The sequence below is a fragment of the Gordonia sp. w5E2 genome (assembly GCF_036540975.1).
Taxonomy (GTDB): Bacteria; Actinomycetota; Actinomycetes; order Mycobacteriales; family Mycobacteriaceae; genus Gordonia; species Gordonia jacobaea.
Genome location: NZ_CP144213.1, coordinates 3878269 through 3890186 on the forward strand (window position 1 = coordinate 3878269; position 11918 = coordinate 3890186).

The window sequence follows — 11918 nt, forward strand, 5'->3', positions numbered from 1 at the left end:
GCGGTTCGTGTCACTCCTACCGACACGATGAAGTGACGGCATCCGCGGCGGCACGCCCACCGGACAACGACCGGCTGACGCAGGTGCAGTGACCTCAAAGGCAGGCTGATGCACCATGGCGTTTCAGTTGAGACCGACAGCGGACGAGCACGCGGCGACAGAGCGCGCGCGCATCGAGCCATTTCCAGTTGACCCTTCATCACTGCGCCGATCCAGCACCGACACACCCGTCTTCGGCACACTCCCCCTCGGCGACCCCACCGGAGGCGCCAGTGCGATGCGCTGGCGCGAGCAGGTTGACGGCCCGCAGGTCTACCCCCGCGTCTCGATCGACCGCGATGTCACTCTGACGATGAGCGACGGCGTCGAGTTGCGGGCGACGATCGTTCGGCCCGCCACACGTTTCGGCGAGGTGGTCACGACGCCCTATCCGGCGATCATCAACATCAACCCCTACAACCGCGCCGCGATCGACTTCATCGACACCACGATGCACGCACCCGTCCTCGGAGGTGCCGTGCGCGCGGCTGCGCGATCGGTCGACGCGACAGGCACGGCACTCGAGGGGCTGACCACTCTGACCCAGATGCTCGCAGGCGGCGTGATCGACGTCTTCGGGATCAATCGAAACCTGGTGCGCAGCGGGTACGCCCAGATCATCGTCGACGTTCGCGGCACCGGCGCCAGCCACGGCAAATGGGAGATCCTCGGCCCGCGTGAACAGCAGGATTCCGTCGAGATCATCGACTGGGTCTCCGAGCAGGAGTGGTGCAACGGCAAGATCGGACTCGCGGGATGGTCGTACTCCGCCATCAACTCGCTGCAGGCCGCCGACAAGCGGCCACCCCAGCTCGGCGCGGTGTTCGCGGTCGAGGGCTGCGACGACATCGTGCGCGACATCTACATCACCGGCGGCATGCCCTCAGCCTTCATCCCGGCATGGCTGTCTGTGGTGAACATCCTGAAGTGGGTACCGAATCCGTCGACGCTCATGCGAGATGTTCTGCGCGGCAACCACTTCCGATGGCTTCGTGACCGCGTCGCGTCACCGGCCACTGAAATCCCTTCGCTCCTCTGGGGATTCCTCACCGCCCGCGACGACCGCATCTTCGACGACCCGTACTTCGACGCCCGCGATCCGCAGATCGACCGGATCGAGGCGCCGACGCTCACCGTCGGTGCATGGCACGACCTCTTCGGACGCAGTGCCACAGGCATTTACGAGCGCCTCAACCTCGAACCGGGCCGCAAGCAATTGATCGTCGGAGACGGTTATCACTTCGACGTCGGGTCCGGCTACGGCGGCAAGTTCGCGCCACCTCGTCTCGACGTCCTCGAACGCGCGTGGTTCGACCGCTGGCTCAAGGGGCACGCGAACGGCGTCGAACACTACGGACCGGTGACACTGCGCCAGCAGGGCGGCACGTGGACTGCTGGTCAGTCGTTCCCGCGCCAGGGCGTTTCGCCGCGTCGACTCTATCTCTCCAGCGAGTGTTCTTCCAGCGCAACACATTGCGTGCACGACGGCAGCCTGCAGTCCACCCCGTGCCCCGACTACGCCTCGCTACATGTCCGCCCGGATGTTCGCGGCCTCGTCTCACGCGACATGACGCAGGTGACAGCGGGCGCGACGATGGCCCTCGGCCGGCCCTTCAACGCCGACGCCCGATTCCAGGAGCGCGGTGCACTCTCGTTCACCAGCGCTCCCGTCACCCAGCAGACACCGATCAGCGGTTCGATGAATCTGCGGCTCAACGTCGCCACCACGGCACACGAGGCCATCTGGGCCGTCACCGTCAACGACGTCGCGCCGGACGGAACGTCGAAGGTACTGACCAACGGCGCCCTGTCGGCGTCGAATCGGGCGCTCGATCCCAGCAAGTCGACCTACGCCTCGGACGGCAGTCTCGTTGGCGCGCACCACTTCTTGTCGCGCAAGCGCAAACTGCCCGTGCCGCCCGACGCCCCGGTGCGCATCGACGTCGATCTCGTCCCGACCGACGCCGTCCTCGAACCCGGCCATCGGCTACGAGTCGACGTGTACGCGGCAAGTTTCCCGCGTTACCTGACCGTCGTGCCGGACCTGGTCAAGGCGCGCGGCCGCAGGCAACGCCTGATCCTCGACCCCGAGCATCCGAGTCACCTGACTTTCCTTGCAGGCGAAGGGCTCTGAGGCTCGTTCGTCGAAGAGGCGCGTTCATCGAACCCCTCACAGACCCGAATCCGCGAACACCACGCGGTAGACGAACTCGGCCTCCGGTCCGAGAACCAGCCCGACCAGTTCGGTCAGCGTCGTTGCGAACTGCCGACCATGGGCCGGGCCGTCCGAATCGTCGAGGTGATGCGCGATCTCGTGGAGCACGACCAGTTCACGCAGCGCCCAGCGCCCCTCCGCGGAGTCGGGGATGGCGATCTCACGCAGATCCGAGTCCAGGTGCCGCGCGTAGTGCGCCGAGCGGTGTCCGCGGCGCGCCCGCACCGTCACCGGCGTCGACGCGGCGTCGAAACGCTGCGCCACCGACGGCATCGACAGCACGCGACCGACGTAGTCGCGTATGGAATCGACCGAGCCGAACTGCGCCTCGACGGGCAGTGTGAGTTCCGTGCCCGCGAGCTGCACCGTGTGCGTACCGCCGGCACGCTCGAACAGCCGGAACACCATGCGCTCGGCCTCGTAGAACCGTTCACGTCGGGTGTCACGCGGCGGCACGACGCTCCCCGACCCTTCGCGCCCGGCGACCGCACATTCCGGGGCCGACCCCGCCGTGACTAGGCTCGACGAGGTCAGCACTTCGCACCTCGACACGCAGGGAGTCCACGCGATGACGCCGCGCTCGCACACCATCGGGAAGTCTGCCGCGATCGCGATCGTCGGCGCCGCGATCGTCGGGGGTGCACTGACCGGCTGCAGTTCGTCGTCGGGTGAGGTCTCCACGGTGTCGGCGGCCTCGACGTCGTACGTCGACAACCCGGTCGACCCCGCCCAGCTCAACCAGGTGCTCGACCGCATCGCCGCCACCGGACTGCCCGTCACCGGCCGTCACGACGCGACCGCCGCGCGGTGTCCGGCGGCCGGATGCAGCAGTGCCGTCGAGTCCGACCAGGTGATCCTCATGCAGTTTCCGAGCACCGGCCGCGCGCAGCTCTACGCGGGCGCACATCCGGGAGACTTTCAGGTCGTCGACCTCGTCATGACCTTTCCCGAAGGCACCGACGCCGCCCAGAACGCGCGCTACAAGGACGCCCTGCAGGGCGAGATGCGCTGAGGCGCGCACCCTAACCCTCGAGTGCCCCACGGGCAGCGCCGAACTCGCGATCGGCACCGATCTTCGCTCGACGCCCCGCGCGGTCGCCCGCCTGACGCGCGCCCTCCGAGTACCCGGACGACGCACTCGTCGGCCGCCAGGTGCCGCGCGCCGTCGACTCTGTCTTGTAGAAGCTGCTCACCTCGAGTTCCTTGTCGCGCAACGCAAGTGCGGTCGACGTCGAGCCCGCGGGAAGTTCGCGAGAGTCGTCACGCGCCACCGCCTCCTCCCGTGCGGCGTCGCGTGCCTCGGTCAGTCGCACGCCGATCCGCTCGGCGAACGCCGACTGAAAGTTCAACCGCGCGGTGATCGGGGCGAGCGGTTTACGTTCGACAACTCTCCGCGACCGCCAGCCCGTCCCCTTGCGCACCACCCGCGCCGACGTCTCGCCCCGGTAGTCGCCAGACCGCAGGTAACCGTCGCTCGCCGCGACCATCTGGATCAACAACGACGTGTAGAGCGCCTCGCATGTGTCGATGTCGGCCTCGTATCCGTACGCCAGCACGAAGGTGTTGTTGCCCGCGACGTCGACCGTCACGTCGTTGGCACGCGCGATCGCGACGAAAAGCTGCACGTACGTGCGCAATCCACGTTTTCCGGTCTCGCCGATCGCGACCTGTCTGGTGATCGGCGTCGTCTTTCGCCGTGCCGCTGGATCGTGCGCACGGGCGACCGCGAGGTCGATCGACGCCGACGTCGCCAATCGTTGCGCGGCCTGCATGAAGGTCTCGGCCTCATGCTCGTTGTCGGTGTTCTCGGCCTGCCGCAGCAACCCCGCGATCCGGGTGAGGAGTTTGTCGTCGCGCATACAGATCAGACTAGATCGACTGCCGTTTGGTTCCACTCCGCGCAGGATTTCTCGAATTCCTTGACTTTCCCAATAGGAAAGTAGACACTACTTTCCTATACGGAAAGTGGCTCACAGCACCCACGGCCAAGACCACCCACCGAGGAGACCCTCATGGACATCACTCCCGACCAGGCGCGCGAGGCGCTCGGGTCCGTCGACGGAGCACGTCGCCGGGTCGCCGACGACCTCGGCCTCCCCCGCAGCTACTGGTGGGCGATGGCAGCCTCATGGATCGTTCTCGGTGTCATCAGCGCATTCGCTCCCCAGTGGGTCACGACCGTCGCCACCATCGCGTTCGGCGCCGCGCACTCGGCGATCGCGTCCCGACTCTTCGACGGCCGACGCGCAAGTACGCATGTGCGCCCCGCCCGAAGCGTCGCCGATCGTCGCATCCCGCTGATCGTCATCGGCATGCTGCTGACCGCGGTCGCCGTGACAGTCGCGGCAGCACTGGTGCTCGACGCCGACGGCGCACGGCACCCGTCCATCGGGGCGGCGGTGTTCGTGGCGGTGATACTCGGCTTCGGCGGACCGCAGATCTTCGACGACATCCGCAGGCGAGTGGGCGCGTGAGCACACCGAAATTCGACGAGCTGATCCACCCGAGCACCCGACTGACGCTCGTCGCGACCCTCGCCGCCGCCGATTGGGCCGATTTCGGCTACCTCAAAGAACGGCTCGCCCTGTCCGACTCAGCGTTGTCCAAGCAGCTCGCCACCCTGGAATCCGCAGGCTACGTGAGCACCGAACGTCCGAGCACCGGCCGTCGACGCAGCGTCCGGGCCCGCCTGACTGACGCCGGACGCGAGGCGTTCACCGGCCACGTCGCCGCGCTCCAGGCCATCGTCGGCGGCACGCAACAAGACAGCGCGCAACAGGCCAGCACGGAATAGACCACGCCGCGCCCGACCCCGAACTCACCGAGCGGCGCTACAGCCCGAACTTGTCCTGCATCTCCCGCAGCGTCTCGGCGGACTTCATCAGTCCCTCGTGCTCGGCGTCGGACATCTTGATCTCGAGTCGGCTGCCCGCGCCGTTGCGGTCGATGAGCGTCGGGAGTGACAGACATACGTCGTCGAGCCCCTCGTACCCGCCCGTGACGGTCGAAATCGGCATCACGCGGTGCTCGTCGTTGAGCACCGCCTCGATGATGCGCGTGGTCGCGAGCCCGATGGCGTAGTTGGTCGCACCCTTGCCCTCGATGATCTTGTACGCCGCGTGCACCACCTCGTGCTGGATGCGTTCGCGCGCCGGTGCGTCGATGGCCTGGCCGCCCGGCAGGGGCTTCCACTCGAGCAACGGCACGCCGCCGACTGACGCCGAACTCCAGAGCGGGATCTCGGAGTCGCCGTGCTCGCCGACGATGTAGCCGTGCACGTTCTGCACCGCGACGCCGACGTGCTGCGCGATGAGGAACCGCAGACGAGACGAGTCGAGCACCGTGCCCGATCCGAACAGCTGATTGCTGGGCAGCCCACTGTATTTCAGCGCCGCATAGGTCACGATGTCGACAGGGTTGGTGACCATGATGTAGATCGCGTTGGGCGCAACCTTGATGGCGCCGGGCAGGATGTTCTTCGTCAGATTGATTGTGGCTTCGGCCAATTCGAGCCGCGACTGCCCGGGCTTCTGCTTCGCGCCCGCGGTGAACACGACGACGTCGGCGTCGGCACAGACCGACACGTCGTCGTCGCCGATGATGTCGGCGCGCGGCACGAATTCGAGTCCGTGCGAAAGGTCTAGGACTTCCGCGGTCACCTTCGACGTGTTGATGTCCATCAGCGCGATCGTGCGCGCGACACCGCGAATCAACGACGCGTACGCAATCGCGGTACCCACAGCGCCTGCGCCGATGATGGCCAACTTGCTCGGTCGGGCTTGTCTCACGTTCAACCGCCTGTGTCTCGTGCTGCCCCGAAATCCTGCCCCTGGTGCCGATTATCGTCGGCCGACGCCGCGCCCGCAGCCTGATCGCCGATCATTTCACTCGCCGTCCACACCGCAGTTTCGCGATGGGTATGACCATCACACTCATGAATTCGTCGCGATGTCCGTTTCTGGCATGCGAAATCGCCACGGAGAGCTTATGTTCTGCTGGTCTTGCGCATCGCAACGTGGCGTCGCACCATCACTTACCGGGGGAGCTCACCCATGCCTGAAGGCCATGACACCCTTGCCGAGGATCTTTCCGACGACGAGGCCCACCTCGCGAGACTCGGCTACACCCAGGAACTTCACCGCTCGTGGTCCGGTTTCTCGAACTTCGCGATCTCGTTCTCGATCATTTCGATCCTCTCGGGCTGCTTCACGTCGTTCGGACTCGGATGGAACAACGGCGGACCGGCCGCGATCGCATGGGGCTGGCCGATCGTCTCGATCTTCATCCTGCTGATCGGATTCTGCATGGCCGAGCTCGTCTCGGCATATCCGACGTCGGGCGGAATCTATTGGTGGGCAGCCAAACTCGGTGGCGCCAAGGCGGGCTTCTACACCGGGTGGCTCAACCTCATCGGCCTCGTCGCCATCCTTGCCTCGGTGGCGTACGGCGCAGCTACCTTCCTCGACCTCACCATCGGCACATTCAGCCAGTCGTGGCTCGACGGCTACAGCCTGACCCGAGTGTTCGTCATCTTCCTGATCATCCTGGCGTGCTCAGCCCTGATCAACATCTTCTCCGGTCACCTGCTCTCGATGCTCAACAACATCTCGGTCTGGTGGCACGTATTCGGTGCTGCCGCAGTCATTCTCATCCTCTTCCTGCTCCCTGATCAGCACGCGTCCTTCTCCGACGTCTTCGCCAAGACCGTCAACAACAGCGGCATCTTCGAAGGCAAGACGTCGGGCTTCGGCTTCATCCTGTTCGTGCTGCCCATCTCGGCGATCCTCACCCAGTACACGATCACCGGCTACGACGCCTCCGCCCATCTCTCCGAGGAGACCAAGGGCGCGGCCAACGCTGCGGCACAGGGCATTTGGCGTTCCATCGCCTACTCGGCCGTCGGTGGGTGGATCTTGCTGCTCAGCTTCCTGTTCGCCGTCCAAGACGCCGATGGTGTCTCCAAGGGTGGCGGCGCCGTCGCGACGATCTTCACCCAGGCACTCACCTCGAAATGGGCGGGCGTCGTCCTGATCATCTCCACCGCGGGCCAGCTCTTCTGCACCGCCGCGTGCCAGACGAGTGCGTCGCGAATGATGTTCGCGTTCAGCCGCGACGGCGCCGTGCCCGGCCACAAGCTCTGGTCCAAGGTCCGGTCGAATGGCATGCCCGCCAACGCCGTTGTCGTGACAGCCGTCATCGCCGCGATCATCACGCTGCCCGCACTGGTGCCGGTCGACATCAACGGCGCACCCGTACCCGTCGCCTTCTACGCGGTTGTCTCGATCGGCGTCGTCGGGTTGTACCTGTGCTTCGCTGTCCCGATCTACTTCCGCTGGAAGGCAGGAGACTCGTTCGAGGCCGGCTCGTGGACGCTCGGCTCCAAGTACAAGTGGATCGCACCGATCGCTCTCATCGAGATCGCGCTGACCTCGCTCGTCGCCATGTTCCCCACCTCGCTCGGCGGCATGCCGTGGGACGCGAGCTTCGAGTGGAAATACGTCAACTACACCCCGCTGCTCGTCGGCGGCGCACTGATCCTGCTCTACGGCTACTGGCACCTGTCGGTGAAGAAGTGGTTCACCGGACCGATCAAGCAGGTCGACGCCGCGCCCGTCGACGTCTGAGGCGGTGCGTGATTAGCCTCGAACGTGGCACAGTCACGCCGCGCACGCGGCCCGTCGGAAGAGGACAGCGTTGTCACTTCACGAAATCGAGTTCACGTCGGCCAACGGTCGCGACACCATCTTCGGTTGGGTCTACGAGCCCGCGACCAAGACGCGAGGCATCATCCACATCGTCCACGGACTCGGTGAGCACTCGCGCCGCTACCTACGGCTCATCACCAAGCTGCTCGACGCCGGGTTCGTCGTCGTCGCCGACGACCACGCCGGACACGGCAAGACGGCCATGACCTCGGGAGTCTGGGCCGACGCCGGAGACGACGCCGACAAGGTCGTGGTGGCTGATGAGCGCACCCTGCGCGACAAGGTGCGTGAGCTCTACCCCAACCTGCCCTACGTCGTCTTCGGGCACTCCTGGGGTTCGATGATCGCGCGCGGTCTCGTTGCCGACGGCGGCGACTGGCTCAAGGGACTCATCCTCTGCGGCATCGCCGCGCAGATCCACGGCATCGACGACGTCCTCGACCGCGACGCCCTCGCCGCGGAGTCCGACCCTACGTCGACGGCGACGGAGACGTACGCGGGGCAGATGTTCGAGGGATTCACCGCGCGCTTCGGCCCCGACGCCTTCCCCACGGCATGGGTGGCGCGCGATCCGGGCGTCGTCCGCGACCACGCCCGCGACCCGTTCAACAACTTCGGCGCACCCATGTCCGTGCGATTCATCCGCGGATTCGTCGATCTCTACGACGCCGTCAACGCCGACACCTGGTACCCGACAGTCCGCTCCGACCTGCCCATCCTCATCCTTGCCGGCGACGCCGACCCGGTCGCCAACTTCGGCGAGGGCGCCTACCACGTCGGCAATCAGCTCGCCGCGAGCGGACACGCCGACGTGCGCACCCGCATCTACACCGGCTACCGGCACGAGGTACACAACGAACCACCGATCCGCGACGAGGTCGCCAACGAGATCATCGCCTTCGCCGAGCGCGTCGTCGGATAGGCAGCGTCGTCGGATAGACAGCGCCGTCGGATAGGTCCCAACGCAAAAGCCCCCGAACGCCACTGGCGTTCGGGGGCTTCGAAACTGTTGCGCTACAACAGATGACGCTCTCAGTCCTGAGGAGCCTCGGTGAAGTTACGCGTCACGGCCGGGTCGACCGGGATGCCCGGGCCCGTCGTCGTCGAGACGGTCACCTTCTTGATGTAGCGGCCCTTCGCGGCCGACGGCTTCGCACGCATGATCTCGTCGTACGCAGCGCCGTAGTTCTCGGCGAGCGCGCTCGGCTCGAACGACGCCTTGCCGATGACGAAGTGCAGGTTGGCTGCCTTGTCGACGCGGAAGTTGATCTTGCCGCCCTTGATGTCGTTGATCGCCTTGGTCACGTCGGTGGTAACCGTGCCGGTCTTGGGGTTCGGCATCAGGCCGCGCGGTCCGAGGACACGCGCGATACGGCCGACCTTGGCCATCTGATCAGGGGTGGCGATCGCGGCGTCGAAGTCGAGCCAGCCGCCCTGGATCTTCTCGATCAGGTCCTCGGCGCCGACCTCGTCGGCACCGGCTGCCACGGCCTCGGCGGCCTTGTCGCCTGCGGCGAACACGATGACGCGGGCGGTCTTACCCGTGCCGTGAGGCAGGTTGACGGTGCCTCGAACCATCTGGTCTGCCTTACGCGGGTCGACGCCCAGCCGGATTGCGACCTCGACGGTCGAATCAGTGTTCTTCGACGACGTTTCCTTCGCCAGCTCAGCAGCCTCCAGCGGGCTGTAGAGCTTGTCCTTGTCGACCTTTTCGGCCGCGGCCTTGTAGGCCTTGCTGCTCTTGCTCATTGCTCTGTTCTTTCTCCGTATTGATGATTCGGGTTGGTGGTGTGTGGGCCGAGCCGGCCCTCCCACTCAGCGGCTTTCTAGCCTTCGACGGTCAAACTTGCGCGAGTTCGCAAGCTCACTCGACGGTGATTCCCATCGATCGCGCAGTACCGGCGATGATCTTCGCGGCCTGGTCGATGTCGGTGGCGTTGAGGTCTTCGGCCTTGGTCTTGGCGATCTCGCGGACCTGGTCCATCGAGACCTTGCCGACCTTCTTGGTGTGCGGCTCGCCCGAACCCTTCTGCAGACCGGCGGCCTTGAGCAGCAGCTTGGCTGCAGGCGGGGTCTTGAGCTTGAAGTCGAACGAGCGATCTTCGTACACGAAGATCTCAACCGGCACGACGTTGCCACGCTGCGACTCGGTCGCCGCGTTGTACGCCTTGCAGAATTCCATGATGTTCACGCCGTGCTGACCGAGCGCCGGACCCACTGGCGGGGCCGGGTTTGCCTGGCCTGCCTGGATCTGGAGCTTGATGATCCCGGCGAGCTTCTTCTTCTTGGGAGGCATCCTTGTTCCTTGTTTGTTTCTTGCAGATCCACGTCCGCTGGAGGCGTGGAAGCTTGTGTGTTGCTCCGTACGGAGCAGGTATCAGATCTTCTCGGCAGGTATCAGATCTTCTCGACCTGGTTGAAGCCGAGTTCGACGGGCGTCTCGCGACCGAAGATCGACACGAGCACCTTGACCTTGCGCTGCTCGGCGTTGACCTCGCTGATCGACGCGGGAAGCGTCGCGAACGGGCCGTCCATGACGGTGACCGACTCGCCGACCTCGAAGTCGACCTCGACAACCGCCGTTGCGGCCGCTGCGGCCTGCTCGACACTCTCGGCGCCCTTGGCCGTGGCCTTCTTCGCGGGAGTGCGCGGCAGCAGGAACTGCAGCACTTCGTTGAGACTCAACGGCGACGGCTTGCTGGTCATTCCGACGAAGCCCGTGACACCCGGGGTGTTGCGCACTGCGCCCCACGACTCATCGTTGAGGTCCATGCGCACCAGGATGTAGCCGGGCAGCACCTTGCGGTTGACCTTCTTCTGCTGGCCGTTCTTGATCTCGGTGACCTCTTCGGTCGGGACCTCGACCTGGAAGATGTAATCGCCGACGTCGAGGTTCTGCACACGGGTCTCGAGGTTGGTCTTGACCTTGTTCTCGTAACCGGCATAGCTGTGGATGACGTACCACTCACCGGGTGCGCGACGCAGTTGCTTGCGCAGTTCCTCGGCGGGGTCGACCTCTTCCTCGGCCTCGGCAGCGTCGGCATCAACCGCGGCGTCCTCGGCAGCTTCTGCCTGCTCGACGGCCTCTTCGCCACCGTCGACGGCTGCGGCGTCGTCCTGTGCGGCCTCGACCTGCGCCTCGGTGCCCGGATCGTCGGTCTCGTCCACGGTCGCTTCGCTCCCGGCGTCGGTGACGTCGGTCTCGACCGCGTCGGTCGGGTCGAACTCGTTATCCGGGGTGCTCACTGCAGCCCACGCTCCTCTTTCATGAAGTTGGTCGTCCGTCGGATGACCCGGTCGGGAGCGGGCTCACCTGAGTGAGCCCGAATCAGCCGAGGATCCAGAGAACTAGCTTGGCGAAGCCGATGTCGATCCCGAAGATGAACGCGGTCATCACCACCACGAACACGAGCACGATGATCGTGTACGTGATCGTCTCGCGCCGCGTAGGCCAGATGACCTTCTTCATCTCCGAGACGACCTGCTGCATGAACACCCAGATCCGCACAAACGGATTGCTGCTCTGCTCGGACGCCTTCTTTACCTTGCGTTCCTTGACGGCGACCGCGGATCCACCTTCGGAATCCGCATCACCATCTGTCGTGTCGACGGCACTCGCCGACGAGCGACGACCGCGTCCCGAACGCTTGCCCTTCGGACGAAGATCGTCCGACGACGCATCCGAGGCTGCGGCATCCGCGTCCTCGACGGCGTCGTCGCGGGTCTCGAGCTCCTCCGCTGCCGAATCGGCGGCGTTGGACTGCCCGTCGTTTTTGGCGCGGGCCGCTCGATCTCGCTTGCTCACCTTCGAGGTCCTCTCGTCAACGTGTGCCCTCTCCAGGGCAGGGGCGACAGGACTTGAACCTGCAACCTGCGGTTTTGGAGACCGCTGCTCTGCCAGTTGAGCTACGCCCCTTTGCGACTGCGTCGACTCGTACGAGTTCTGCAGTCGCCGGTCA

General features: G+C 65.5%; 13 protein-coding genes and 1 tRNA gene. 6 read left to right on the plus strand and 8 right to left on the minus strand.

Features of this window, described 5'->3' with window-relative positions:
* Positions 1-115: 115 nt before the first annotated feature.
* Entirely contained in the window at positions 116-2173 is a 2058-nt protein-coding gene (locus RND64_RS17495; RefSeq protein ID WP_331436173.1) for a CocE/NonD family hydrolase, read from the plus strand.
* A 36-nt stretch (positions 2174-2209) separates the two neighbouring features.
* Here RND64_RS17495 and RND64_RS17500 read toward each other — a convergent pair whose 3' ends face one another.
* On the minus strand, positions 2210-2710 hold the full coding sequence (locus RND64_RS17500) for a TIGR04338 family metallohydrolase (RefSeq protein WP_331436174.1): 501 nt from the start codon (positions 2708-2710) through the stop codon (positions 2210-2212).
* Positions 2711-2822: 112 nt separating this feature from the next.
* On the opposite strand from RND64_RS17500, the gene RND64_RS17505 reads away from it, so the two are divergent.
* A complete protein-coding gene (locus tag RND64_RS17505) occupies positions 2823-3266 on the plus strand; it encodes a hypothetical protein (RefSeq protein ID WP_331436175.1) in 444 nt (147 codons plus the stop codon).
* A gap of 10 nt (positions 3267-3276) precedes the next feature.
* Here the strand turns inward: RND64_RS17505 and RND64_RS17510 are convergent, their stop codons facing one another.
* Positions 3277-4113 (minus strand): DUF2786 domain-containing protein, encoded by an 837-nt coding sequence (locus RND64_RS17510; protein ID WP_270483917.1) that lies wholly within the window; start codon positions 4111-4113, stop codon positions 3277-3279.
* A gap of 153 nt (positions 4114-4266) precedes the next feature.
* Here RND64_RS17510 and RND64_RS17515 point away from each other — a divergent pair, with 153 nt between their 5' ends.
* Together RND64_RS17515 and RND64_RS17520 are read left to right on the plus strand one after the other, a co-directional pair.
* Positions 4267-4728: a hypothetical protein gene (locus tag RND64_RS17515; protein ID WP_331436176.1), complete on the plus strand. Its 462-nt coding sequence runs from the start codon at positions 4267-4269 to the stop codon at positions 4726-4728.
* Positions 4725-5048 (plus strand): transcriptional regulator, encoded by a 324-nt coding sequence (locus RND64_RS17520; RefSeq protein WP_331436177.1) that lies wholly within the window; start codon positions 4725-4727, stop codon positions 5046-5048. The genes RND64_RS17515 and RND64_RS17520 overlap by 4 nt, the downstream gene beginning before the upstream one ends.
* 37 nt (positions 5049-5085) lie before the next feature.
* On the opposite strand, the gene RND64_RS17525 is transcribed toward RND64_RS17520, so the two are convergent.
* Positions 5086-6042, minus strand: coding sequence for an L-lactate dehydrogenase (locus RND64_RS17525; RefSeq protein WP_331436178.1), 957 nt, complete (start codon positions 6040-6042; stop codon positions 5086-5088).
* Positions 6043-6306: 264 nt separating this feature from the next.
* Between RND64_RS17525 and RND64_RS17530 the strand changes: the two genes are divergently transcribed.
* Positions 6307-7878, plus strand: a complete 1572-nt coding sequence (locus RND64_RS17530; protein ID WP_331436179.1) for an amino acid permease — start codon at positions 6307-6309, stop codon at positions 7876-7878.
* A gap of 70 nt (positions 7879-7948) precedes the next feature.
* Positions 7949-8881, plus strand: coding sequence for an alpha/beta hydrolase (locus tag RND64_RS17535; RefSeq protein ID WP_331436180.1), 933 nt, complete (start codon positions 7949-7951; stop codon positions 8879-8881).
* Positions 8882-8991: 110 nt separating this feature from the next.
* Here the strand turns inward: RND64_RS17535 and rplA are convergent, their stop codons facing one another.
* The 5 genes from rplA to RND64_RS17560 all read right to left on the minus strand — a co-directional run bounded on the left by rplA (position 8992) and on the right by RND64_RS17560 (position 11875).
* Entirely contained in the window at positions 8992-9708 is a 717-nt protein-coding gene (gene rplA, locus RND64_RS17540) for a 50S ribosomal protein L1 (RefSeq protein ID WP_005209149.1), read from the minus strand.
* A 115-nt stretch (positions 9709-9823) separates the two neighbouring features.
* Complete coding sequence (gene rplK, locus RND64_RS17545; RefSeq protein WP_005209147.1) at positions 9824-10255, minus strand: 50S ribosomal protein L11; 432 nt, start codon at positions 10253-10255, stop codon at positions 9824-9826.
* Between the two features lie 101 nt (positions 10256-10356).
* The gene (gene nusG, locus RND64_RS17550; protein WP_270483927.1) at positions 10357-11205 is read right to left on the minus strand and encodes a transcription termination/antitermination protein NusG; all 849 of its coding nucleotides are present in this window, start codon (positions 11203-11205) and stop codon (positions 10357-10359) included.
* Positions 11206-11287: 82 nt separating this feature from the next.
* Complete coding sequence (gene secE / locus RND64_RS17555; protein ID WP_270483931.1) at positions 11288-11764, minus strand: preprotein translocase subunit SecE; 477 nt, start codon at positions 11762-11764, stop codon at positions 11288-11290.
* A gap of 38 nt (positions 11765-11802) precedes the next feature.
* Positions 11803-11875, minus strand: a tRNA-Trp gene (locus tag RND64_RS17560).
* Positions 11876-11918 lie beyond the last annotated feature (43 nt).